The following is a 24,953-nucleotide window of genomic DNA, read 5'->3' on the forward strand; positions in this document are numbered from 1 at the left end:
GCGACGGTTGCTACGATGTGTTCTTCTGCCATCACCGCTTCATGCGGCTGGACTTGAGCGCACTCAACGCTGCTGGCTGAGAATCCAAGGTGTTTCCTATGTCTCCGAACACCTGTTTCCCATGTCTCCTGTCTATACAGCGACGCAAAGAAAAGGGAGTCGCCCGCCGGGGCGAGACCCGGCCAGCAGGCAAGCCATCGCCATGAGAAGCAACCCAAAACGACCCAAGCCGAACGTATCATTGCCAGAATAACCTGCAAGGAGAGAAACATCATGACCACAAGATACCCCCTGCCCGACCTCAACACCCTGCCCGACGACATCAGGGCCAAAGTGCTGGAGGTGCAGGAAAAAGCCGGCTTTGTCCCCAATGTGTTTCTGGCGCTGGCGCGCCGCCCGGCAGAGTGGCGTGCTTTTTTTGCCTACCATGACGCTTTGATGTTGCGCGAGGAGTCGGGCCTGAGCAAAGGCGACCGCGAGATGATCGTGACCACCACGAGTGCGGCCAACCACTGCCTGTATTGCGTGGTGGCGCATGGTGCGCTCCTGCGGATCTACGAGAAAAAACCGCTGGTGGCCGACCAGGTGGCGGTGAATTACCGCAAGGCCGACATCACGCCGCGCCAGCGCGTCATGCTGGACTTTGCGATGAAGGTCTGCCAGAAGTCGGATGAGGTGGAAGAAGGCGACTTTGCCGCGCTGCATGCCCACGGCTTCAACGACGAGGACATCTGGGACATCGCCGCGATCACCGCCTTCTTCGGCCTGTCCAATCGCATCGCCAGCTTTTCCAGCATGATGCCCAACCCCGAGTTTTACCTGATGGGCCGGCTGCCGAAACAGAAATAACTGCCACGGGCCCCGGTCAGCGCAGTTTGCCGGGCTTGCGTTCGGGCTTGTGCTGCTCCGCGCGCTGGCAGGAGCGCCGGAAATCCTCCAGGGTTTTCTGCGCACCGCCAAGCACGCTGTCGGCCGGGTAAACGCCCGCCGCGCTCAACTCGCCAAACGACGCACCGGTAAGCAGTTCCAGACCATCGCTTGCATGTTCGGCCGTGTAGATGTGGAATCGGCGCGCGGCCACCGCCTCCACCACCTTGCGCTCGAGCATCAGGTGGCGCCGATTGCGGTGCGGAATCAGCACCCCCTGGCTGCCGTCCAGCCCGACAATTTCACAGCTGCGGAAGTAGCCCTCTATTTTTTCGTTGATCCCGCCCACCGGCAGCATGTCGCCATGCTGGTTGATCGCACCGGTCACGGCGACACCCTGTTTCAGCGGCAACCCCGACAGGGACGACAGCAGCACATACAGTTCGGCGCAGGAAGCGGAATCGCCTTCGACGCCGTGGTACTCCTGTTCAAAAACAATGGCCGCATTCAGCGCCAGCGGCGCAAGATGGGCAAACAGCGCCGACAAGTAGCTGTGCAGGATGAGCACCCCCTTGTCATGGATGGGGCCGGAAAGCTCCACCTCGCGCTCCACGTTGAGCAGGCCCTCGTCGCCGGCGTAGGTACGTGCCGTGACACCCACCGGGAAACCAAAACGGTAGTCGCCCAGGTCAATCACGGTCAAGGCATTGAGCTGCCCGACCTTCTCGCCGGTCAGGACCAGCAGCCGCTCCCCGTCTGCGATGGTCTCCTGCTGGCGCTGCTCGGGATAATCGTGCCTGTAGTTTCGGGCACGAAGCGCCGCCTCGACGTCCTGCAGGTCCACCAGGGGGGCGCCCCGCGCGCGGCACATGGAGGCGCTCTCCATCACCAATGCCTCGGTGCGGGAAAAGATGGCGCTCTGGCGGGCCTGGTCGTCCACCTCGCGGTGGGAGTCTTCCAGCAGGCGCGCGACGGCCGCTGCGGAAAAGTGGGGAAACCCCATCTTGCGGCAGGTGTGCGCCACAAAAATCGCCGAAGCCCGGCGGGTATCCGCGCTGGCCGGAAAACTTTCGGCAACGTCCACCTTGCAGCGGAAACGGCGGGTGAATTCCGGATCACTCTCCTGCAGGAGGTAGTACTCCTCGACGGAGCCGATCAGGATGATCTTGACATCCGCATCGACAGGTTCCGGCTCCAGCGCCACGGCGGCCATGGACGAATACGTCACGCCGGACTCCTCGATCTGGACGAGGCCGCTGCGCAGGAAGCGGCGCAGCTTTTCCCATACCAGATCATCGGCCAGCAGGTCGTTCAGGTGCAGCATCAGGAAGCCGCCATTCGCCTTGAGCAGGCTGCCCGCGCGTATGCGCGAGAAATCCGTGACCCGCACATCGTTGTCGGACTGGTACTCGATGCTGCCAAACAGCCGGCGCAGCAGGGGGTTGTCCTCGACCATCACCGGCGCGCCGGTCAGGCCGTGGTTGTCTACCACCAGGTTGACCCGGTAGCGGCCCAGCACGGAGGCGAGGGCCTCAAGCCGGACCTCCTCGTCCGTGTCGCCGGCCTGGAACAGCTCCAGGTTTTCGAGCACATCGTGCAGGACCAGGTCGAGGTAGTTGACCAGCTTGACCGAGTCCTTGATCTGTTTGCGCAGCTCGTTGCGGATCTCCTGCAGCTCGTGCTCCAGCATCGGCTTGACCACCTGGCGGCGCAAGGCCGCCAGGCCTTCGTTCAGTACCCGTTCCATGGACCGGGTTTTATCGAGAAATCGGGCAATTTCCGCACGCAGTTCCTGCTCGGCGCGGTCGATCTCGACACGCCGCTCCTTTGGCAGGGCCAGCGCCTCGCTTTCGGTCAAGGCCCGGCCCTTGTCGTCCCTCAGGGTGAAGACCAGATGGCCCGCCTCGCGAAACAATGAAAAGCTCCGGGCTTCGGCAAACGCGTCCAGCTCCGCATAGGCGGGGTCCTCTTCCGCCTTGTAACTTTTTTCGATGCGCTCTCTTTCCGTGCGGAAATCCTGGTCCGCCAGGCGTTGGGGAATTTCCACCTGCAGCGTTTTGGTCAACTGCAGCATGAGCTGGCGCAGCAGCCGGCCCTGCCCGGCCGGCATGCGCAAGGCCCGGGGCCGCTCCGGGGCGTCGAAGTTGTGGAGATAACAGAGGTCCGGGGGCACCGGCCGGCTGGCCGCCGCCGTATGCATCATCTGCAGCAGCAGGGTCGATCTTCCCGTGCCGACCTCGCCCAGCACAAAAAGGTTGTAGTCGGGCTGCACCATCGCCAGGCCAAAGCCGGCCGCGGTTTCGGCACGCTGCTGGCCGATCCAGTGCATCGGCTGGTCCAGCAGTTCGGACGTGTCCGCAAACCCCAGAAGCCCGGGGTCGATGGCAAGACAAAGGTCAGCGGGAAGGACTTTGGCGACAGGCATAGGTCTGGCAAGGTGGGTGGATTCCCGGATTTTGCGCTCAGCTGACCAGTTGGCGCATCCAGTCCGGCAAGGCGGCGGCCTTCTGGCTCGGAAAGTCGACCCAGATCGTCGTGGCACCGCCGGCGGCGTAGATCACACCGGGCTGGTCGGCACGCTCCATCGTGCCCCAGCTCTCGAAGGTGGTGCGTGCCGGGTCGCTGACGTACATCTTGACCAGCACGTCGCCCGGGTATTCGAGCTGCTTGTAGAAATTGCAGAACGCATTGACGATGACCGGGCCTTCGCCCTGGGGGTCGGGCACACAGCCGATCGAATGCATCCAGTCGATTCGGACCGTTTCCAGGTAACGAAAATAGCTGGTGTTGTTGACGTGGCCCATGGCGTCCATGTCGCCCCACCGGATCGGGACGCGCATTTCAAAAACCAGTTTCTTGATGTCGGGAATTTCAATTTTCATGGCGCTGTGAAGAAGATGAAAAGTCGGAAAGGAAAAAAAGACAAAAGGCGGAAGGGGGATGGCTGAAGAACAAGCGCTCGGCGGCGCATGCCTCAGAGCCCGAAGCCGTCGTCCGCCGCAATGACAGCACCGTTGATGAAATGGCTCTGCCCGCTGGCCAGCATCACCAGCAGCGCGTCCAGGTCCTCCGGCTTGCCGATGCGCTTGCGCGGCAGCATCTGCACCAGCTTTTTCCCCTGCTCGGTTTCCCAGTGATGGTGGTTGATCTCGGTGTCGATGTAGCCCGGGCAGATGGCGTTGACGTTGATGCCGAACTTGCCCCACTCCAGCGCCATGGCCTTGGTCATCTGCACCACCGCCGCCTTGCTCATGCAGTACACGCCGATCTGCGGCAACACGCGCAGGCCCGCCATGGAGGCAATGTTGATGATCTGCGCGCCGGAAAAGGCGCCCGGCGCCGCTCCGCGCGACCGCGCCAGCATGCGTTTGCCGACTTCCTGCGCCACAAAAAAAGCGCCCCTGACATTGGTGCCGAAAATGAAGTCGTAGTCATCCTCGCCGACGTCCTGGATGCGCTGCGTCGTACTCACGCCGGAGTTGTTGACGAGGATGTCAATGGGGCCAACCTCGGTTTCGGCGTGCGCCACCGCCGACTTGATGCTCGCATGGTCGGTCACATCCAGCGTGACCACATGCGCATCGCCCCCTTCGGCCTCGATCTGCGCACGCAGATCCTTGAGCTTGTCCATCCTGCGGCTGGCCAGCACCACCGCGGCACCGGCACGGCTCAGGGTTTTGGCAAACTGGGCACCCAGGCCGCCGGATGCGCCGGTCACGAGCGCGACACGCCCTGAAAGATCCAGGCTGTAAGCCATTAGAGGGTCCTCTCGATAAAAGGGGACCGAGGCGAACGAGGGTTCGACCCGGTGGATTCACGACATAAAATCAGGCGCAGAGCTGCGGCCGTTACCTGACGGACAACCGTCCCTGAAATTGATTATCAGCGAGTCCACCATGAATAACCAAGAGATCCTGGCCCAGTTCGGCCCCCGTGAAGCAATGGAATACGACGTGGTCGTGGTCGGAGGTGGGCCCGGCGGTCTGGCCACGGCCATTCGGCTGAAACAGCTGGCCGCAGAAAAAGGCACGGAGCTTTCCGTGGTGGTGCTTGAAAAAGGCTCCGAGCCCGGCGCGCATATTCTCTCCGGCGCGGTCATGGACCCCAAGGCCCTCACCGAGCTGATTCCGAACTGGAAAGAACTCGAAGCCCCGCTCAACCAACCCGTGACCAGTGACGAGGTGCTGTTCCTCAGCGAAACGGGTGCGACCAAAACACCGGCGTTTTTCGTGCCCGAGTGTTTTCACAACGAAGGCAACTACGTGGTCAGCCTCGGCAATGTGGTGCGCTGGCTGGCGCAGCAGGCCGAGAACCTCGGTGTGGAAATCTTCCCCGGCTTCGCAGCCGCCGAAGTGCTTTACAACGACAACGGCTCGGTCAAGGGCGTGGCCACCGGCAACCTGGGCGTCGGCAAGGACGGCCAGCCCAGCGACCATTTCCAGCTCGGCATGGAACTGCACGGCAAATACACCATCTTTGCCGAAGGCGCGCGCGGCCACCTGGGCCGCCAGCTCATGGCGCAATTCAAGCTCGGCGAGGGCAAGGACCCGCAGGCCTACGCGCTGGGCGTGAAGGAACTGTGGGAAATCGACCCGGCCAAACACAAGCCCGGCCTGGTCGTGCACACCGCTGGCTGGCCCATGGACAGCCAGACCTATGGCGGCGGCTTCATGTACCACCTGGAAGACAACAAGGTCACGCTGGGCCTGGTGGTCGGCCTGGACTACAGCAACCCCTGGCTCAGCCCGTTCGAGGAAATGCAGCGCTGGAAGACGCACCCCAGCATCAAGGCCTACCTCGAAGGCGGCAAACGCATCAGCTACGGCGCGCGTGCCATCACGGCCGGCGGCATGGTCAGCCTGCCCAAAACCGTGTTCCCCGGCGGCGCGCTGATCGGCTGCGAAGCCGGTTACCTCAATGCCGCACGCATCAAGGGCAGCCACGCCGCCATCAAAACCGGCATGCTCGCGGCCGAAGCCGCCTTCGACGCCGTGACCGCGGGCCGCCAGCACGACGAGCTGAGCGCCTATCCGGAAGCCTTTGCCAAAAGCTGGCTGTATGCCGAGCTGAACCAGTCGCGCAATTTCAAGCAATGGTTCAAGAAAGGCGTGTATGTCGGCGCCTTCATGACCGGCATCGAGCAGTGGCTGCTGCCCAAACTGGGCATTCGCAACCCGCCGTGGACGATTCGGCGCAAGACGGCCGACCACGCCATGCTCAAACCGGCGGCCGAGTGTCCGCAGATTGTTTACCCCAAACCCGACAACAAGATCACCTTTGACCGCCTGAGTTCGGTGTTTGTCTCCAACACCAACCATGAAGAGCAGCAACCGGCACACCTGACCCTCAAGGACGCCAGCGTGCCGGTCAACATCAACCTGGCGACCTACGCCGGTCCGGAGTCGCGTTACTGCCCGGCCGGCGTCTATGAGTTTGTGAAAAACCCCGACAACAGCGACCGTCTGCAGATCAACGCGCAGAACTGCGTGCACTGCAAGACCTGCGACATCAAGGACCCGACACAAAACATCGTCTGGGTCACGCCCGAGGGCGGCGGCGGCCCCAACTACAGCGGCATGTAGGGCCATACAGGGCCGGCCCGAACCTTCACCCGCCGCGTCGCCCGGGTAACGACACCCACGACGCCATTTCCGATCAACATTCAGAGAAGACCCGATCTCCCATGAACATTGTCATTACCGGCGGCGCCGGTTTCCTGGGCGTGCGCCTGGCCCGCGCGCTGCTCCAACAAGGCACGCTGTCCCTGGCTGGCAGCCCCGCGCAACCCATCACCCGCGTGACCCTGGTGGACAGGGCGGCACCACCGGCCGACCTGATGGCCGACAGCCGGGTTCGCGCGGTCGAGGGGGACCTGAATGTCCTGCTCGAAGCAGACCCGGCCTCCAACCCCGTGATCGCCAGGGACACAGCCGTGGTTTTTCACCTCGCCGCTGCAGTCAGCGGTGAATGCGAAGCCGATTTCGACCTCGGCATGCGCAGCAACCTCGATGCCACGCGTGCCCTGCTGGAGGCCTGCCGCCGCCTGAAGACCTCGCCGACGGTGGTGTTTGCCAGTTCGCTGGCCGTGTTCGGCAATTCCCCCGAACAACCCCTGCCCGCGGTGATTGAAGACACCACCTTGCCGACGCCCCAGAACAGCTACGGCATCCAGAAATTCATCGGCGAGCAGCTGGTGGCCGACTATGCCCGCAAGGGTTTTGTGCGCGGCCGCAACGTGCGCCTGATGACCGTGAGCGTGCGCCCCGGCAAACCCAACGGCGCGGCCTCCAGCTTCCTGAGCGGCATGATCCGTGAGCCGCTGGCCGGCGTGCGGGCCGTGTGCCCGGTGGTGCCCGACACCCCGGTGGCGCTGTCCTCGCCCAGCCGCACCATCCACGGCCTGATCCGGGCCATCGAGGCCAGCGACGCCGACTGGGGCGCGCGTACCGCCATCAACCTGCCGGCCCTCAAGACAACCCCCGGCGAGATGGCGGCGGCGCTGGAACGCATTGCCGGCAAGGAGGTTGCCGCGCTGATCGACTGGACGCCGGACGCCGCGATTGCCAACATCGTGACCAGCTGGCCCGCCCACATCGACGCGACACGGGCTCGCCGGCTGGGCTTGCTGCCCGACGACAGTTTCGACGCCATCATCGGAGAGTACCTGGAACTCGCCCGTCAGTAATCGGGGGCCGCGCAAATGGATTGTCGGGATGGGACGCAAGGCGCAAAATTCAGGGCAAGGCTGGTGGCCTTGCCTGATTTTGCAACGCCGCAGACCGCCCGAAAATCCATTTGCCCTGCGGGTTGGGACGAAATCGGGCGATTTGCCCACCAAATCCCTTGCATGGGCGTCCAGCCCATGCTGCAGAATGTTGGCGGACAACTCATCCCGATTGCGACCCAACGTGACCCCCGATTACTGACGGACGAGTTCTTAGGCGAAAACCCCTAGGTGGCGCAGTCCGCCAGGAGGTGAAAATTGCAAGTTGTATGATAACTTTTCCCTCCACCCCTTTTTCCACCCAGAGGAGACACTCCATGACTTTTTTCAAACCCACGCTGACCCGACTCGCCTTGGGCATGACGCTGGCACTCGGCCTGGTGGCCGGTGCTGCGGCGCAGACGATCATGAAGATCAGCATCTCGACGTCACAGAACTCCCACCAGGGCGTGGCCATTGACACCTTCGCCAAGGAAGTGGAAAAGCGCACCGGTGGCCGTTACAAGGTCCAGACCTTCTATAACGGCTCCCTCGGCGGCGAGCGCGAGTCCATCGAGGCCGTGCAGCTGGGCACCCAGGAACTGGCTTTCTCGTCGACCGGCCCGGTCCCCAACTTCGTGCCGGAAACCAAGATTCTCGACGTGCCTTTCCTGTTCCGCGACAAGGCCCACGCACGTGCGGTGCTGGACGGCCCGATCGGCCAGGACCTGCTCGTCAAGTTCGAAGCCAAGGGCTTCAAGGCATTGGGCTGGGGCGAAAATGGTTTCCGCCACATGACCAACAGCAAGCGTGACGTGAAGACGCCCGAGGACCTGAAGGGCCTGAAAATGCGCACCATGGAAAATCCGGTGCACATTGCAGCCTACAAGGGCTTCGGCATCATCACCACCCCCATGGCTTTCCCCGAGGTGTTCACCGCACTGCAGCAGGGCACGGTTGACGGCCAGGAAAACCCGCTGTCGGTCATCATCGCGTCCAAGTTTGACCAGGTCCAGAAACACCTGTCGCTGACCGGCCACGTCTACTCGCCCTGCATCTGGGTGATGAACAAGGCCGTCTTCGACAAACTCAGCGCTGCCGACAAGAAGGCTTTCCTCGAAGCGGCCGCCGAAGGCACCAAGGCCAACCGCGCCCGTGTGGACGAAGACGACGCCAAGGGTGTGGCCGACCTGCGCGCCAAGGGCATGACCGTGATCGACAATGTCGACAAGGCCAGGTTCGTCGCCGCCCTGGCACCCGTGAACGCTGAATTTGAAAAGCAGTTCGGCAAAGCCAACATCGACAAGATCCGCAGCGTCAAGTAAGCGGCCTCGTTCGCTACGTTTTTTGTAGCTGAACACGCCCGCAGCCATTAGGCTTGCGGGCGTTTTCCTTGTAGAACCGGTATTCCCATGAAAAACACCTTTCTCAGAATCGAACGCTGGACCACGGGGTTTGCCACGCTGGTGGCCTGCCTCATGATGGTGATTGCATCTTCGCTGGGCATGTTCCAGATCGTGACGCGCTTCGTGCTCGAGCAGCCGGCCGAGTGGAGCGAAATCCTGATCCGCCTGTCGCTGATCTGGATGGTCTTCATGGGCATACCGGCGGCCTTCCGCCAGGGCGCCATGGTCAGCGTTGATGTGCTGTACCGCTGGAGCCCGATCAAGGTCAAGCGCGTCCTCGACTGGGTGGTCTGCCTGGCCGCCCTGGCCCTGATCGGCGTCATCATCTGGTGGGGCTGGGACTACGCCATCCGCGGGCGGGTGCAGTCCATGGCGGGCCTGGAGTCCATCTCCATGTTCTGGGGTTATGTGGCCATGCCGATAGGCGGCATGTTCTGCGTGATCGGCATCATCGGCAACCTGCTGGATCCGCAGCGCGAAGAACTGGAGACGGCGACATGAGCTGCATCATCAACACCACTGACAACAACTTTTTTCCGGGGATTGCACAATGACCGCCGTCATGTTGACCACCATGATCGTGTGTTTCGCACTGACGATCTCCGTTGCCGTGTCCATCGGACTGGCTTCCATCTTCGGCATCCAGGCGTCCAACGCCCACATGCTGATCTCCGTCAAGGAGATGTTCAACGCCATCAACAAGTTTCCGCTGGCAGCCATTCCGTTTTTCATCCTGGCTGGCAACCTGATGGAGACCGGCGGCATTTCGCGCCGCCTGGTCGAGTTTGCGAAAAGCATTGTCGGCGGCGTCCAGGGCGGCCTGCCCATGACCTGCGTGCTGACCTGCATGATTTTTGCAGCGGTCTCGGGCTCCTCGGTGGCCACCACCTTTGCGGTCGGCGCGATCCTGATTCCCGCCCTGATCAAACATGGCTACCCCACCAGCTACGCCGCGGCCCTGCAGGCCACCAGCGCCGAACTCGGCGTGATCATTCCGCCGTCGATTCCGCTGATCCTGTACGGCGTCAGTGCCGAGGTCTCGATCGGCGAGCTGTTCATCGCCGGCGTCGGCCCGGGCATCCTGATCAGCCTCGCGCTGATGGCTTTTGTCTATGTGTATTGCAAGATCAAGGGTTGGGGCAAGAACGACGGCGACGGGCGCCTGGGTTTCTTCAAGGCCACCTGGCAGGCCGGCTGGGCCCTGCTGATGCCGGTCATCATTCTTGGCGGCATCTATGGCGGCATCTTCACGCCGACCGAGGCGGCGGCCGTGGCCGTGTTCTACGCGCTGATCGTGGGCGGAGTGATCTACCGCGAGATCAAGCTGCCGACACTGGTGCTGGTGCTGCGCAAGTCGGTGATCTCCAGCGCCGTCATCATGTTCATCATCGCCAATGCCGGGCTGTTTGCCTTCCTGATCACGCGTGCCGGCGTGCCCGATGCTATCGGGCGTTACCTGGAAGGGGCGCTGCAGTCGCCCGCCCTCTTCCTGCTGGGCGTCAATGCTGCGCTGTTCCTGATCGGCATGTTCATCGAAACCAGTGCCGCCATCATTGTGCTGGCGCCCATTCTGGCCCCCGTGGCCATGCACTTCGGCATCGACCCGGTGCATTTCGGCATGGTGATGGTCGTCAACCTGGCGCTGGGCATGATCACGCCGCCGTTCGGCGTGAACCTGTTTGCTGCCTGCACCGTCGCCAAAATATCGCTGGACCGCATCATCACCCACCTGATCCCGTTCGTGCTGGTGATCCTGGCCTGTCTGATGGTGATCACCTATGTCCCGGCCATCGCGCTGACCCTACGCGATCTGGTCTACGCCAAGTAAATAGAGCCCCCACGCTCCCCCACTGCGTGTGGGTCGCTGCCCCCCGAGGGGGCGCTGCGCCTGCGGGCCGGCGAAGCCGGACCCGCGGCCCCTGCTTGAAAAGACCCACGCTCCCGGGGCATGCGTCGTTGCCCCGCAAGCGCGCTACGCCTGCAGGTCGGCTATCCCAGCCTTGGGCTACACTTACGCGGTCAGGAGAGAGTTTTCCTCGCGAAAACCGCCGAAGGCGCATGCGGCACCCCAATGGTGCTCTGAACGCTCAGGCAAAAGGACTGGCAACCGCCACCCGGGCGAACATCTTCCGGGCGGCGTTCCCTACTGGAGAGAGGCCACCTTCGAGGTGGTCCACCGAAGGAGCAAACCTGCATCGCCAGGTGAATCTCTCAGGTAAAGAGGACAGCAGGGGCAGCCCATGGCTAGTGGCCATGTTGTATGTTTGCCCCCGGAGAACGCCTGTGTCCGCCACCGATCCTGTCCTGTTGAAAACACCGCTGCACGCCCTGCACCTCGAACTCGGTGCGCGCATGGTGCCGTTTGCCGGTTATGCCATGCCGGTGCAATACCCGGCCGGCCTGATGGCCGAGCACCACCACACCCGCCAGGCCGCCGGCCTGTTCGATGTCTCGCACATGGGCCAGCTGCGCCTGGTCGGTGCCGGTGCCGCGGCCGCGCTGGAAACCCTGATCCCGGTCGATGTGATCGACCTGCCCGCCGGCAAACAGCGCTACGGCCTGCTGCTCAATGAGGACGGCGGCATCATCGACGACCTGATGTTCTTCAACCGCGACTACCTCAACGGCGGCGACATCTTCGTCATCGTCAACGGCGCCTGCAAGGTCGGCGACATCGCGCATATCGAGGCAAACATCGGCACCCGCTGCGAGGTCGTTCCCATGCCCGACATGGCTTTGCTGGCACTGCAGGGGCCGCAGGCCGTCACCGCACTCTCGCGCCTGGCACCCGGCGTCGAGAAGCTGGTCTTCATGACCGGCGGACGTTTTACCGTCGCCGGTTGCGACTGCTTTCTCACACGCAGCGGCTACACCGGCGAAGACGGTTTCGAGATTTCCGTGCCCGCCGCGCAGGCCGACACGCTGGCCCGCGCCCTGCTGGCCCAGCCCGAAGTCAAACCGATCGGCCTGGGCGCGCGCAATTCGCTGCGGCTCGAAGCCGGCCTGTGCCTCTACGGCAACGACATCGACACCACCACCACACCAGTCGAAGCCAGCCTCAACTGGGCGATCCAGAAAGTGCGCCGCACCGGCGGTGCACGCGCCGGCGGCTTTCCGGGCGCCGACAAGGTGCTGGCGCAACTGGCCGACCCCGCCGCGCTGGGGCGCAAACGTGTGGGCCTGGTGGCGCTGGAGCGCATTCCCGTGCGCGACCACACGGCCCTGCAAAGCCTGGACGGCACACCGATGGGCGAAGTCACCAGCGGCCTGCTGGGCCCCACCATCGACAAACCCGTGGCCATGGGCTACGTGAAACTCGAATTCTCGGCCATCGGTACACGCGTGAACGCCATCGTGCGCGGCAAACCCGTGCCCATGGAAGTCAGCCCCATGCCTTTTGTTCCAAATCGCTATTTCCGCGGTTGAAGTTTTTATTATTCTGGAGAACCCCATGATCAAGTACACCGAAGACCACGAATGGATCAACGTTGACGGCGACATCGCCACCGTCGGCATCACGCACCACGCGCAGGACGCGCTTGGCGACGTGGTGTTTGTCGATCTGCCTTCCGTCGGCAGCACGCTGGCGCAAAAAGAGGTCGCCGGTGTCGTCGAGTCGGTCAAGGCCGCGGCCGACGTCTACATGCCCATCAGCGGCGAAGTCACCGAAGTCAACGAAGCCCTGCGCGACAACCCCTCGCTGGCCAACACCGACCCGCTGGGCGCCGGCTGGTTCTTCAAGGTCAAGTTGTCGAACAAATCTCAACTGGACGCGCTGATGGATGAGACCAGCTACACCACCTTTTCCGCAACTGCGTAAATAGCCCTCCCGCCCCACCGTTCGGACTGAGCCTGTCGAAGTCTTGCCTCACTGTTCACTGCCCCTTCGACAAGCTCAGGGCGAACGAATCCTGGAAACCGCCATGTTGATGCCCACCGCCAAGCCGCTGCGCGAGCTTGAAAACGCTTCCGAGTTCATTGCCCGCCACATCGGCATCGATGAGGCTGACGAAACCCACATGCTCAGCGTCGTAGGTTCTGCGTCCCGGCGTGCGCTGATCGACGGCATTGTGCCGCGCAGCATTGCCCGCAGCCACGCGATGGCCATCCCGGCGCCCGTCACCGAGGCGGCGGCACTGGCCGAACTCAAGGCCATGGCGGCAAAGAACAAGGTCTTCAAAAGTTTCATCGGCCAGGGTTATTACGGCACCCACACCCCCGGCGTGATCCTGCGCAACATCCTGGAAAACCCCGCCTGGTACACCGCCTACACGCCCTACCAGGCTGAAATTTCCCAGGGCCGCATGGAAGCGCTCATCAATTTCCAGACCATGGTCTGCGACCTGACCGGCATGCCGATGGCCAACGCGTCCATGCTCGACGAAGCCACGGCCGCCGCCGAAGCCATGACCCTGGCCAAACGCAGCGTCAAGAGCAAAAGCAATGTCTTCATCGTTGCCGGCGACTGCCACCCGCAGACCATCGAGGTGATCCAGACGCGTGCCAAGCCGCTGGGCATCGAGGTCAAGGTGAGCACCGCCGCCGCGACCGTGCCGCAGCTGATGGCCGAGGGCAACTACTTCGGCGTGCTGGCGCAGTACCCGGCGACCACCGGCAGCATCCATGACCTGCGGCCGCTGGCTGGCCAGGCGCATGTGGACGGCGCCGCCCTGTGCGTGGCCGCCGACCTGCTGGCGCTGACCCTGCTGGCGCCTCCCGGCGAATGGGACGCCGACATCGTGCTGGGCAACACCCAGCGCTTCGGCGTGGCCATGGGCAACGGCGGGCCGCACGCGGCCTACCTTGCCTGCCGCGATGAGTTCAAGCGCTCCATGCCGGGCCGGCTGGTTGGCGTCAGCATCGACGTGCACGGCAACCCGACCTACCGTCTGGCTTTGCAGACCCGCGAGCAGCACATCCGCCGCGAAAAAGCCACCTCCAACATCTGCACCGCGCAGGTGCTGCCGGCCGTGCTGGCCAGCATGTACGCGGTCTACCACGGGCCGCAGGGCCTCAAGCGTATTGCCCAGCGCGTGGCCAGCTACACCGCGATTTTTGCGCGCGGCGTGCAGCAGATGGGCTACGACATCGCCAACGCCAGCGCCTTCGACTCGGTCACCATCAAGACCGATGACGCGACCCATTCGATCGCTGAACGCGCGCGCCAGTCGGGGGCCAACCTGCGGTGCCGCCTGACCAACCACCTGGGCGTGTCGCTCGATGAAACCACCACGCGGGAAGACCTGGAGATGCTCTGGTCCTTCTTCGTCAAGCCCGGCCAGCCCATGCCGCGCCTGAGCGACTTTGAAAAAGGCGTCGAGCCACTGATCCCCGAAGAGCTGCGCCGCACCAGCGACTTCCTGACGCACCCGGTGTTCAACACACACCACTCCGAGACCGGCATGCTGCGCTACATCCGCATGCTCAGCGACAAAGACCTGGCGCTGGACCGCAGCATGATCCCGCTGGGCAGCTGCACCATGAAACTCAACGCGACCAGCGAGATGATTCCCGTCACCTGGCCCGAGTTTGCCAACATCCACCCGTTTGCGCCGCAGGACCAGTTGCAGGGTTACGCCGAACTCGACCAGCAGCTGCGCGACTGGCTGTGCCAGGCCACGGGTTACGCCGGCATCAGCCTGCAGCCCAACGCCGGCTCGCAGGGCGAATACGCCGGCCTGCTGGTCATCAAGGCCTGGCTGGAAGCCAATGGCCAGGGCCACCGCAACATCTGCCTGATCCCCTCGTCGGCCCACGGCACCAACCCGGCCAGCGCACAGATGGCCGGCATGACGGTGGTCGTCACCGCCTGCGATGCCCAGGGCAACGTCGACATGGTCGACCTGAAAGCCAAATGCGAACAGCACAGCGCCAACCTGGCCTGCATGATGATCACCTACCCCAGCACCCACGGCGTGTTCGAGACGCAGGTGAAAGAGCTGTGCGCCCTGGTCCACAGCCATGGCGGCCGTGTTTACGTGGACGGCGCCAACATGAACGCGCTGGTCGGCGTGGCCGCGCCCGGCGAGTTTGGCGGCGACGTGAGCCACCTGAACCTGCACAAGACTTTCTGCATTCCGCACGGCGGCGGCGGCCCCGGTGTCGGCCCGGTGTGTGTGGTGGCCGACCTCGTGCCCTACTTGCCCGGCCACGCCACGGCGGGCCTGCCGGTCAACGGTGTGGGCGCCATCTCGGCCGCACCGCTGGGCAATGCCGCCGTGCTGCCGATCAGCTGGATGTACTGCCGCATGATGGGCCCCGAAGGCCTGCAGCAAGCGACCGAAGTCGCCATCCTGAGCGCCAACTACATCAGCGCACGGCTGAAAGACCATTACCCCACGCTGTACGCCAGTGACAACGGCCATGTGGCGCACGAATGCATCCTGGACCTGCGCCCGCTGAAAGACAGCAGCGGCGTCAGCGCCGAAGACGTGGCCAAGCGCCTGATGGACTACGGCTTCCACGCGCCCACCTTGAGCTTCCCCGTGCCCGGCACCCTGATGGTCGAGCCCACCGAAAGCGAAACCCTGGCCGAGCTGGACCGTTTCATCAACGCCATGATTGCCATCCGCGAAGAGATCCGCCAGGTTGAAAACGGTACCTGGCCGCAGGACAACAACCCGCTCAAACACGCACCCCACACGGCCGCCAGCCTGCTGGGCGCGGACTGGGACCGGCCGTATTCGCGCGAAACCGGCGCCTTCCCGCTGGCCACGCTCAAACAGGTCAAGTACTGGCCGCCCGTGGGCCGAGTCGACAACGTCTATGGCGACCGCAACCTGTTCTGCAGCTGCGTGCCCGTGGCCGATTACGCGTGAGGCAAAGCGCCCAGGCGCGCACGCTGTCCCGGGTTTTTTGCTATTTATTTCATAGCTGCTTGCGCCCGTCTCAAAAGGGCTGGCGGCCTATTTTCCTTGTAACCCGAGGGTTGGCAGGGAATCGCGCTATCGCCTGACGCTCGATGGTCTGGCGGGTGGAACGCCATGCCTGCTCAACACGGAAAGCAGTCGGTCACGGTCACCCCGCGTCGAACTCAGCCGATTTCTCGGGGGCTTGATTGCTTCGTCATTCTGGACGCTGTTTAACGTCGGACGTAACCGGCGACCAAAGAACGGCGCGGCGCAGCTGCGAAACGACTTTGGTCGTCCGCGTTGACTTGTTAGATTTCATCTGGCGGCCTGCTCGCTCAGTAGTCCAACACTCGGTTCCACAACGCTGCGCCAGTATGCGTCTAGTGCAGCAGCTTTCAGCCGAATCTCAGCAATCTCGTACTCGAGATACAAACACGCCAACACTTCGGCGGCGGTCAACCAGATCACCAGCTTCATGTTCTCCGCGGCGAACTTCGCGAGCGGAATCTTCTTCCCCTCGATCGGAATTGGATCGTTGCAGCCATGACCGAACACCTTCGCAAGCTGCTTCCTCTGATTCGAATCCAGTCCAGATACGTAGGCGACGAACGTAAAACTGACTTGGGAGACGTCGTGTGCCAATGCGTTTCTCAATTCGGCAAGTCGTCGGAGAAACGTCGCCTGTTCGTCACTGATGCAGCCAAGGGTCGAAAGGAACTTCACCTTGCCACGGTCTCGGTCTGCGAGCTCCAGTCTAGCGAATTGGTCGATCAGTTCAGGTGCGGCAAGGCGTGTGACTAGTGCATGTGCACACGCAGCCTCGAAGAGGGCATTCAGCTTTATGACGAAGGACCAATCGTCCTCCTTCAGGAGCCGCTCATAGAAGCCATCTGGAAGAGCCAGGCGGCGCTCAAAGGAAGCAACGTCACGGAAGATATGGCGTTCGGACATGAAATCTAACGTTCGAGGTAAGGGGCGGCTTGCGGCTTGCCGCAAGACGTCCCCTTGACTGAGGGGTTAAGCCTCATACCGCGGCGATCATGTCGGCGATTGGGTCCGTAGGAAGATAGCCCTCTACCCAGCTCCAGCCAGTATGAAAGGACCAAAGAAAGCCGAGCAGCGACTTCGTACTGTCGTAGTCGGTTGTCCAGTTCTTGCTGCGATACAGGATGCGAGAGAGCGACTTCAAGAAGCCGAATGCTTTGGGGTCCTTGATGTCGACGGCGCTCAGCGTAAAGTGGACCTCTTGCATCAAGATTTCTAGCTCTACAACGAGGTCCTTCAGTTTCTCGTCAGTCAGGCCGTTGGCAACCGCGTCCCACTTTGTTTGGCCTGCGACATGCTCTTCCTTAAAGAACTGGCGAAATCGAGCCATGTCGGTGAGTTCATCTGGTAGGCCAGCAGGATACGACTTCATGAAGCAGCCAAGGTAGATCGCGTTGCACGCGCGCTTGCATGAGCCATGCGTCATTGCCAAGTTGCGACGAACGCGAAGGCGTCTGCCGCGTTCCGGAACGCGAACCACCAAGTAGTAGATGAAGACGCCCGCCAAGATGCCGACAGACAGGTCGAAGACTATTTGGTTGCCGGTTGCGAACTGCTTCAGGAAGGTGTGAAGACCGGTGTTTCGAAGCGCCTCAGGCACTGGATCGCTGCTGGCGACAAACATCAGGACTGTGCTGAGCAGCGTCAGCAGCAGAAGCGCCAGGTCGAAACGGTGTTTGTGCAGCTTGGGCATTCGGAAACGGTGGTTCTATGAGGCCTAACGAATGTATGGAGCAAAACATGCTCGATAAACTGGCCCGTGCTCGATATTCCGGACATGACTTTCTCCTGAAAGTGGCTTGCAGCCTTGGCTAGCCATGGATACACCGTACAAATAAACAGTTATAAATTTCCCATGAAACCCGGCACTCCTCCGCTGAAGTCCACTCGCTTGCTGGATCAGATGCGCGTGCGCATACGGTACATGCACTATAGCCTCGGACCGGGAAGACTGATCTGTCGGGTGCGGTTTTTCATTCACTGGCATGGGTGCGGGGGGCAAATTCAGCATTCACGCGACATCGGGGCTCCTGGCCGTGCACAACCGGGATAATGACCCTACCTTCCAGCCCAAGGCATCCGCCATGCGCCCCACCTTCAGCACTGAACTCGTCAACAACCCCCTGGAGGACGCCGGGCTGTATGTTGATTTCATGTTCGAGAAGCGGGCGCTGCTGTTTGATCTGGGCGACCTCACGGTGCTGCCCGCCAAAAAGATACTGCGGATCTCGGATGTGTTTGTCACGCACACCCACATGGACCACTTCTACGGTTTCGACCGGCTGCTTCGCCTCTGCCTGGGCCGCCACAAACACATCCGCCTGTACGGCCCGCCCGGTTTTACGGCCCAAGTCGGGCACAAGCTTGCCGCCTACACCTGGAACCTGGTTGACAACTATCCCGGCGACTTCGTGATCGATGTCTGGGAGGTCGATGCCGACTGGCAGGCCCGGGGCACACGCCTGCGCTGCCATCGGCATTTCCAACCGGAGCCCCTCGTGCCGCGGCAGCTGCACGACGGGGTGTTGCTCGATGAGCCGGGGTTCCGCGTTCGCGCGGCGTTTCTCGACCATGGCACGCCCTGCCTCAGCTTTGCCGTCGAGGAAAAAGTCCATGTCAACGTATGGAAGAACCGTCTGGCCGGGCTCGGGCTGGCGGTCGGGCCCTGGCTGAAGGACCTGAAGGCGGCGGTGATGCGGGGCGCCCCCGACACAACACCGGTGCGCGCGTTCTGGCGTGACCGCAACGGTGAGCATGAACGCTTTCTGCCCCTGGGCGAACTGAAGGCCGGGGTATTGCGGCTGGTGCCGGGCGAGAAGATCTGCTACGTGACCGACGTTGCCTTTCACCCGGACAACGTGCAACGCATCACGGCGCTGGTGGCCGATGCCACGCAGCTGTTCATCGAATGTGTGTTTCTCGACGAGGATGCCGGCCATGGCGCCCGCAAGCTGCATCTCACCGCACGTCAGGCCGGCCACATCGCGCGTGCGGCCGGCGCCAAGCTGGTGATTCCCTTCCATTTTTCACCCCGCTACGCGGGCCGTGAGAACGAGTTGCGCGCGGAGATGGAGGCGGCGCGGACCGGATTGGCCTGTTGATGTTTTCGCCATTCACGGCCCCACACCGTTCGGGCGAACGGTAGCAAGTTGCCGGTCATGATTCATGGAAATTCCATGGGATGCCGCCGCACGGCAAGAGGTTTAAAGACTACGGCGCCTCCTCGACGCCATACAGCGGCTTGTGCCCCCGGTCGGTGTAGCTCTGCGCCAGGCGTTCGGCGTCTGCCGGCAACTGGTGAATCATCGCTGGCGCTGCTTTCCACAGACGATGGTGAAAGACAGGGGCAGCCGCTGGTCAGGGACAGCCCGGTATGATTCCCGGCCATGCCCCCCTCAGATCATCTGCCATGTTCGACCACCTGATCACTTTCCTTCTGCACTGGGCCATCACTGCGCTGTCGCTCTGGCTGGCCAGTCGCGTCTTCCGTGGAATCAGCTTTGCTGACACCTCGTCGCTGGTCATCTCGGCCCTGTTGCTCGGTTTTGCGAATGCCATTGTCAAGCCGCTGGTGATTGTCCTGACCTTGCCGCTGACCTTGTTGACCTTTGGCCTGTTCCTGCTGGTCATCAATGCCCTGATGATCTTGCTGGTCTCCGCGCTGGTGCGCGGCTTCAAGGTCTCGGGCTTCTGGACAGCGTTTTTTGCCAGCATCTTCATCGCCGTGTTGAGCTGGGTGATAGGCGCCTTCGTGCTGGTGGGCAGCGGGCCCGATGCCATCCAGATGCAGATGCCCCGCAGCGGCGTGTGGCTCTGAGTTCGGCAGACACCGGTTCGACCCAAAAATCAGGTCAAATCGTGCTCCAGCCCAGACAGGTCGGGCGCAAGCAGCTATCTTTTAAATAGCGCACCCAGTCCAGCAGCAGGCCGTGGCGAAGGTGTCACTGGGGCGCAGAGCCGTCCGCCCCGGCACCGAGCTGCTGCAACCAGGCCATCGCCTCACCCAGCTCCTGCTGGATGATCTCGTGCGCACTCGGGTAGTCGGCATAACGCAAGGTGATCGGCAGTGTTTCCACCAGCGCGCGAATCGCGTGCGCATTGGCCAGCGGGATCACCTGGTCGCGCGTGCCGTGGCTGAGCCAGAGCTGCCGGCCCTGCAGCGCCGCGCCCGGTGCCAGCAAGGGCAGCACCTGCGGCAGCAGCCGGCTGTGCATCACCATCGCCCCCTGCAGCAGCGCGGGTTGCGTCAGCAGCAGCGACAGCGCCATGATGCCGCCCTGGCTGAAACCGCCGACCACCACACGCCCGGGCGCGATGCCCAGTTGCTGCGCCGCCGAGGCCACGGTCTGCGCGACGGTCTGCCGGCTGGCGACTTCCTGTGCTTCGTTGATGACACGTTCACCCTGCGGCGTCACGCCAAATTCGAACCAGGCATAGGCGCGGGCACCCATCACGTTCGGGGCGCGCAGGCTCAGCACGTGGAAGTGGGCCGGCACGTGCGGCGCCAGGCCGAACAGGTCGTCCTCATTGCTGCCGATGCCGTGCATCAGCACCAGCAGCCAGGGCTGGGCCGTGCCCTCCGCGGCGGGACGGTGCAGGAAAGAAAGGGGCAAATTCATCGTCATCAGGGAACTCCAGGTTCGGCCAACAGGAACGGCTGTCTTCATTGGTCGTCAGTGCGCCGACGCAGGCGCGGAAAGAGCAAAACTGTCCATTGCCAGCATGCTGTACATCACCTCACGGCTCAGGTAGTCGGGCCGCGCACCCTGTGGGCCACCCCAACCTGCCGCGCCCAGCGCAAAGAAGATCGGCAGGAAGTGGTCTTCGCTGGGGTGCGCACGCTGCGCGTCGGGTGCCTGGCGCCGGTAGTCCAGCATGGCAGAAAAATCACCCCGTTCCAGCGTGGACTCGACCCAGCGGCTGAAGGCAACGACATAAGGCGCCGGCTCGCGCGCACCGCCAAAAAATTCGCCCAGGTTGTGCGTCATGCTGCCCGAGCCGACCAGCAGCACGCCGCGCTCGCACAAACCGGCAAGGGCCTGGCCCATGGCATAGGTTTCGGCCGGGCCATAAGACACCGGCAGCGCCACCTGCACCACCGGTACGCTGGCGTCAGGAAACAAATGCATCAGTGGCACCCAGGCGCCGTGGTCCAGCGGCCGCTTGTCGTCGCCCTGCGCGGCAATGCCCGCCCCCTGCAACAAGCCCAGCACCTCACGCGCCAGTTCCGGATGGCCGGGCGCGGGATATTGCAAGGCGTACAGGGCCTGCGGAAAACCGCCAAAGTCGTGCCAGGTGGCCGGCGCGGGATTCGTCATCACCGCGGGCGTTCGCGCGATCCAGTGCGGCGACATGATCACGATGCCGCGCAGGCCCGGCCCGGCCGCTTCTTTCAGGGCCTGGCCCCAGCGCGTCAGCGCCGGCCCGGTCGTCCCCGGCTCGGTGGCAAACAGCGGCGCCCCGTGCGAGATGAACAGGGCAGGAAGGGCAGAAGCGGAATGGGCAGACATGGCAGGACTCCTTGACGACAGGGATGGATCCCTCCAATGTAGTTGTCTACCCATGAAAGATAAATATCAGATATATTGATTGATTGTCTTACTACGAAAGACAATCTAGTTCCCAACCACTCTTGCGCCCCATTCCCCAAGCCCCGCCATGGACCAGTTTCGCCAGATGGAAGCCTTTGTTGCCGTCGTGCAGAGCGGCAGCTTTGTCAAGGCGGGCGAGCGGCTGGGCAGCTCCAAAGCCATGGTGTCGCGCCTGGTGCTGGAACTGGAGGCGCGCCTGGGCGTGCGCCTGCTCAACCGCACCACACGCCGCCAGTCGCTGACCGAAGCCGGTGTGGCATACGCCGAGCGCAGCCTCAAGATCCTCGACGATCTGGCCGAGGCCAACGCCGCCGCCAGTGCCAACACCGTGCAGCCGGTCGGCCGCCTGCGCATCAACGCCCCGGTGACCTTCGGCAACCTGCATCTGGCGCCGCTGTGGGGCCGCTTCCTGCAGCAGTACCCGCAGGTCAACCTGGACGTGACCCTGTCCGACCGCGTGGTGGACCTGGTCGATGAAGGGTATGACCTCGCCATCCGCATCGCACGCCTGCCCGACTCCAGCCTGGTCGCGCAGCGCCTGGCAAGCACGCGGCTGGTGCTGTGTGCCGCGCCCGGCTACCTGAAGCGGCACCCCGCCATCCGCACGCTGGAAAACATGGCCGCGCACACGGTGATTGCCTACACCTACTGGTCGGGCGGCGACACCTGGTCGTTTGAAGGGCCGAATGGCAAGGAGGACGTGCTCACCCAGCCACGCCTGCGCACCAACTCCGGCGACACCTGCCTGGCCGCCGCGCTGGCCGGCCAGGGCCTGATCCTGCAGCCCACCTTCATCGTCGGGCCGGCCCTGCACGACGGCCGCCTGAAAGAAGTGCTGCCCCGCTTCCAGGCACCCACACTGGACATTCAGGCCGTGTACCCGAGCCGGCAACACCTGTCGATCAAGGTCCGGCGCATGGTGGAGTTTCTTGCAGACGCGTTTGAGAAACCCGCCTGGGCTGCTGCGGACGTGGTGCCGGTGGGTCGCTGATTCGCTATTAAATCAGGAGCTGCTGGCGCCCATTGAATAAGGGCTAAAGGCCGTTTTTCCTGAAATTTTCGGAGGTCGGCCGGTACTGGTTTTTTCGCCGTTGCGCTCCTTCATTTGGAGGATGCATTCCGGTCGGCACGCGATCAGAATTGCGCAATATAAAGAACGATTGAAACCTCCATAAATCATGACAGGCAACTTGCTACCGTTCGCCCTGAGCTTGTCGAAGGGCTCCGACCCTTCCACAAGCTCAGGACAGGCCAGGCTCAGCCCGAACGGTGTGGTGTCATGAATGACGAAAACATCAACGGACCCTACAAAGGAGCTCCCATGCGCCACCTGATCATTCTGTGGGTCGCAGTGTTGTGCAGCAGCTGCGCGCAACTGCCTCCTGCCGCGGTGGCGGATGCTCCCCCCAGGCAAGCACAGGCCGTGGTGTTCGACATCGACGGGACGCTCACACCCGCCGTGTCTACCATTTTTGAAGCGCGCGAGGATGCGGCCAGGGCCGTGCGTCTGTTCGCCGACAAGGGCTACAACATCATCTACCTCAGCACCCGTGTCAGCTGGTTTTCGGCCAACATTCCTGGCTGGCTGAAGGACAACGGCTTTCCTGCCGGCAGCCTCCACGTGGCGCAAACGGCTGAAGATCGGAACCGCCCTGATGTCTACAAGACGCGCATGCTGAAAACCTTCATGGCCCATGGCTGGCATGTCAGGTTTGCCTATGGAGATTCCAGCACCGATTTTTCAGCCTACGCCGCAGCCGGCATCCCGAAGGAAAGTGTCTTCGCGCTGCTGCGCAGGTACGAGCCGGATTGCCAACCGGGTGAGTGGAAGGCTTGCCTGAAGGGGTGGACTGAACATCTGGTCTTCGTGACGCAATCAGTTCCGTCGGTGCTGGCCAACTGACGGCCTCCTCTACCACGCCTGCCCGCTGAAACTGCTATCAATTCAATAGCTTGTAGCGCCCGCTAAACAAGGGCCAGAGGCAAAAAAAGGCTTGATGTTTCCAGCCGGCTACTCGCTGACCCCACCCTTGCCGCGTGACGCCTTGATCTCCGAACGCTGGCTTTTTCCCGCCAGGCGCCGCTGCTTCGAGCCATAGGTCGGCTTGGTGGCGCGGCGCACGCGCGGCGGCACAGCGACGCTGTTGACAATTTCGTTGAGCCGGGCCAGCGCGTCGGCGCGGTTCATCTCCTGGCTGCGGTGTTGCTGGGCCTTGAGCACCAGCACGCCTTCCTGCGTGATGCGGCTGTCGCGCAGGCAAAGCAGCCGCTCCTTCACATCCTCGGGCAGCGAAGAGGCCATGATGTCGAAGCGCAGGTGCACCGCGCTCGACACCTTGTTGACGTTTTGCCCGCCGGCGCCCTGCGCGCGAATGGCGCTGATCTCGACTTCGGCTTCGTTGACTTCCAGGGGCATGGCAGGCGGCATGGCGAAACGGCTTTAATCAAGAACGCTGTGCGTCGAAAAAATCCGACAGCAATTTTGCAAAAACCAGCGGCTGCTCCACCGCACTCAGGTGCGCGGTGTCCATGAGCGCAAGTTGCGCGCCCTGGATGCCGGCCTGGATCGCCTCGGACATGGCCAGCGGCGTGGCGTCGTCGCGGCTGCCGGCAATCACCAGCGCCGGGCAGGCGATAAGCCTGTTGGACTTGCGCAAGTCGATGCGGCTGACGGCCTGACAGCTGTCGACATACGCCTGGGTGTCCATCGCCAGCAGCAGGGCACGACACTGCGCCACCCGTGCGGCGCTGCCAGGCGGCTGGTCGGCACGGAACTCCGGCGTGAAGCAGCGCTGCATGGCACCGTCGGCCGCGGCGGCGACGCCCTGCTGGCACACCATGTCCATCAGCACCTGCCACATGGCGCGGGCCGGTGCGTCGAAATGGTCGGTCGCGTTGGCCACGACGATGCTCTGGATCAGGTCCGGATGCCGCGCCGCCATCGCCTGCGCCGTCATGCCGCCCATGCTCAGGCCGACAAAATGCACCGGTCGGCCGACCTCACGCCGGATCAGCGCGGCAGCGTCATCGGCCAGGGCATGCACCGAATACGGACCCGGCACGACCTCCGACTGGCCGTGGCCGCGGTGGTCGTAACGCAACACCGTGTGGCGGTCCTCAAGCGCAGCGGCCACGCCGTCCCACATGCCCAGATCGCAGCCCAGCGCATGGCTGAGAACAATCACCGGCTTGTCGCCGCCAGCCCCTTGCTTGAGAAAATTCAGGCGCGCGGCCGGGCTGGCCTCACCCATGGCCCTGCCCCTTTGCGAGCGGCGTGCCGGTGCGCTTGCGGGTCGCGGCTGGAGGGGAGTTGTCGGGGAGGGGCATGGGGCATTCTAGAAGAGACGCTGCTACTGAATGAATCAAGTCTATGGCCTCCTCGTTCCTCCTCTGAGCACCAACAAGCCGGGTCTCGGCCCGTCACCGGAGGATCACCGGCATCACGCAGCGTTCCGGTTCACCCTGGGCAGTAGGTCTAACTCCCCACTCC

The 24,953-nt window shown here is 63.0% G+C and carries 22 protein-coding genes and 2 riboswitches; of the genes, 13 read left to right on the forward strand and 9 right to left on the reverse strand.

Features of this window, described 5'->3' with window-relative positions; all coding sequences use genetic code 11:
- The first annotated feature begins 273 nt into the window (after positions 1–273).
- Positions 274–849, forward strand: a complete 576-nt coding sequence (locus B7G52_RS20925) for a peroxidase-related enzyme (RefSeq protein WP_096699613.1) — start codon at positions 274–276, stop codon at positions 847–849.
- A 16-nt stretch (positions 850–865) separates the two neighbouring features.
- On the opposite strand, the gene B7G52_RS20930 is transcribed toward B7G52_RS20925, so the two are convergent.
- From B7G52_RS20930 to B7G52_RS20940, 3 genes are all read right to left on the reverse strand, one after another.
- The gene (locus B7G52_RS20930) at positions 866–3,292 is read right to left on the reverse strand and encodes a Lon protease family protein (RefSeq protein ID WP_096699614.1); all 2,427 of its coding nucleotides are present in this window, start codon (positions 3,290–3,292) and stop codon (positions 866–868) included.
- Positions 3,293–3,329: 37 nt separating this feature from the next.
- Positions 3,330–3,749 carry a thioesterase family protein gene (locus B7G52_RS20935; protein ID WP_096699615.1) on the reverse strand — a complete coding sequence of 140 codons (420 nt, stop codon included), beginning with the start codon at positions 3,747–3,749 and terminating at the stop codon, positions 3,330–3,332.
- A gap of 92 nt (positions 3,750–3,841) precedes the next feature.
- Positions 3,842–4,624: an SDR family oxidoreductase gene (locus B7G52_RS20940; protein WP_096699616.1), complete on the reverse strand. Its 783-nt coding sequence runs from the start codon at positions 4,622–4,624 to the stop codon at positions 3,842–3,844.
- Positions 4,625–4,763: 139 nt separating this feature from the next.
- On the opposite strand from B7G52_RS20940, the gene B7G52_RS20945 reads away from it, so the two are divergent.
- The 8 genes from B7G52_RS20945 (at position 4,764) to gcvP (ending at position 15,794) form a co-directional block, all read left to right on the forward strand.
- Entirely contained in the window at positions 4,764–6,449 is a 1,686-nt protein-coding gene (locus B7G52_RS20945) for an electron transfer flavoprotein-ubiquinone oxidoreductase (RefSeq protein WP_096699617.1), read from the forward strand.
- A gap of 101 nt (positions 6,450–6,550) precedes the next feature.
- Complete coding sequence (denD, locus tag B7G52_RS20950; protein ID WP_096699618.1) at positions 6,551–7,552, forward strand: D-erythronate dehydrogenase; 1,002 nt, start codon at positions 6,551–6,553, stop codon at positions 7,550–7,552.
- A gap of 356 nt (positions 7,553–7,908) precedes the next feature.
- A complete protein-coding gene (locus B7G52_RS20955) occupies positions 7,909–8,895 on the forward strand; it encodes a TRAP transporter substrate-binding protein (RefSeq protein ID WP_096699619.1) in 987 nt (328 codons plus the stop codon).
- Between the two features lie 87 nt (positions 8,896–8,982).
- Entirely contained in the window at positions 8,983–9,477 is a 495-nt protein-coding gene (locus tag B7G52_RS20960; protein WP_096699620.1) for a TRAP transporter small permease, read from the forward strand.
- Between the two features lie 49 nt (positions 9,478–9,526).
- Positions 9,527–10,804, forward strand: coding sequence for a TRAP transporter large permease (locus B7G52_RS20965; protein ID WP_096699621.1), 1,278 nt, complete (start codon positions 9,527–9,529; stop codon positions 10,802–10,804).
- 182 nt (positions 10,805–10,986) lie between these two features.
- A riboswitch (glycine riboswitch) is annotated at positions 10,987–11,089 on the forward strand.
- Positions 11,090–11,112: 23 nt separating this feature from the next.
- Positions 11,113–11,214, forward strand: a riboswitch (glycine riboswitch).
- Positions 11,215–11,229: 15 nt separating this feature from the next.
- Positions 11,230–12,402, forward strand: a complete 1,173-nt coding sequence (gcvT, locus tag B7G52_RS20970; RefSeq protein WP_170954832.1) for a glycine cleavage system aminomethyltransferase GcvT — start codon at positions 11,230–11,232, stop codon at positions 12,400–12,402.
- A 25-nt stretch (positions 12,403–12,427) separates the two neighbouring features.
- Positions 12,428–12,796 (forward strand): glycine cleavage system protein GcvH, encoded by a 369-nt coding sequence (gene gcvH / locus B7G52_RS20975; protein WP_096699623.1) that lies wholly within the window; start codon positions 12,428–12,430, stop codon positions 12,794–12,796.
- Positions 12,797–12,899: 103 nt separating this feature from the next.
- Positions 12,900–15,794: an aminomethyl-transferring glycine dehydrogenase gene (gcvP, locus tag B7G52_RS20980; RefSeq protein WP_096699624.1), complete on the forward strand. Its 2,895-nt coding sequence runs from the start codon at positions 12,900–12,902 to the stop codon at positions 15,792–15,794.
- Positions 15,795–16,142: 348 nt separating this feature from the next.
- On the opposite strand, the gene B7G52_RS20985 is transcribed toward gcvP, so the two are convergent.
- Positions 16,143–16,778, reverse strand: coding sequence for a hypothetical protein (locus B7G52_RS20985; RefSeq protein ID WP_096699625.1), 636 nt, complete (start codon positions 16,776–16,778; stop codon positions 16,143–16,145).
- 73 nt (positions 16,779–16,851) lie between these two features.
- The gene (locus tag B7G52_RS20990) at positions 16,852–17,565 is read right to left on the reverse strand and encodes a hypothetical protein (protein ID WP_096699626.1); all 714 of its coding nucleotides are present in this window, start codon (positions 17,563–17,565) and stop codon (positions 16,852–16,854) included.
- Between the two features lie 391 nt (positions 17,566–17,956).
- Between B7G52_RS20990 and B7G52_RS21000 the strand changes: the two genes are divergently transcribed.
- Both B7G52_RS21000 and B7G52_RS21005 read left to right on the forward strand, forming a co-directional pair.
- The gene (locus B7G52_RS21000) at positions 17,957–18,973 is read left to right on the forward strand and encodes an MBL fold metallo-hydrolase (RefSeq protein ID WP_096699628.1); all 1,017 of its coding nucleotides are present in this window, start codon (positions 17,957–17,959) and stop codon (positions 18,971–18,973) included.
- Between the two features lie 308 nt (positions 18,974–19,281).
- Complete coding sequence (locus B7G52_RS21005) at positions 19,282–19,689, forward strand: phage holin family protein (RefSeq protein WP_096699629.1); 408 nt, start codon at positions 19,282–19,284, stop codon at positions 19,687–19,689.
- Between the two features lie 124 nt (positions 19,690–19,813).
- Here the strand turns inward: B7G52_RS21005 and B7G52_RS21010 are convergent, their stop codons facing one another.
- Positions 19,814–20,491: an alpha/beta hydrolase gene (locus tag B7G52_RS21010; protein ID WP_240523565.1), complete on the reverse strand. Its 678-nt coding sequence runs from the start codon at positions 20,489–20,491 to the stop codon at positions 19,814–19,816.
- 54 nt (positions 20,492–20,545) lie between these two features.
- Positions 20,546–21,382 (reverse strand): class III extradiol ring-cleavage dioxygenase, encoded by an 837-nt coding sequence (locus tag B7G52_RS21015; protein ID WP_170954833.1) that lies wholly within the window; start codon positions 21,380–21,382, stop codon positions 20,546–20,548.
- A gap of 148 nt (positions 21,383–21,530) precedes the next feature.
- On the opposite strand from B7G52_RS21015, the gene B7G52_RS21020 reads away from it, so the two are divergent.
- Together B7G52_RS21020 and B7G52_RS21025 are read left to right on the forward strand one after the other, a co-directional pair.
- The gene (locus B7G52_RS21020; protein WP_096699632.1) at positions 21,531–22,454 is read left to right on the forward strand and encodes a LysR family transcriptional regulator; all 924 of its coding nucleotides are present in this window, start codon (positions 21,531–21,533) and stop codon (positions 22,452–22,454) included.
- 288 nt (positions 22,455–22,742) lie between these two features.
- Entirely contained in the window at positions 22,743–23,366 is a 624-nt protein-coding gene (locus tag B7G52_RS21025; protein WP_096699633.1) for a hypothetical protein, read from the forward strand.
- 108 nt (positions 23,367–23,474) lie between these two features.
- Here B7G52_RS21025 and arfB read toward each other — a convergent pair whose 3' ends face one another.
- A complete protein-coding gene (arfB, locus tag B7G52_RS21030; protein ID WP_096699634.1) occupies positions 23,475–23,891 on the reverse strand; it encodes an alternative ribosome rescue aminoacyl-tRNA hydrolase ArfB in 417 nt (138 codons plus the stop codon).
- A 16-nt stretch (positions 23,892–23,907) separates the two neighbouring features.
- On the reverse strand, positions 23,908–24,714 hold the full coding sequence (locus tag B7G52_RS21035) for an alpha/beta fold hydrolase (protein WP_096699635.1): 807 nt from the start codon (positions 24,712–24,714) through the stop codon (positions 23,908–23,910).
- Positions 24,715–24,953 lie beyond the last annotated feature (239 nt).

This window comes from Polaromonas sp. AER18D-145 (assembly GCF_002379095.1).
In the GTDB taxonomy this organism is placed as follows: Bacteria; Pseudomonadota; Gammaproteobacteria; order Burkholderiales; family Burkholderiaceae_C; genus Polaromonas.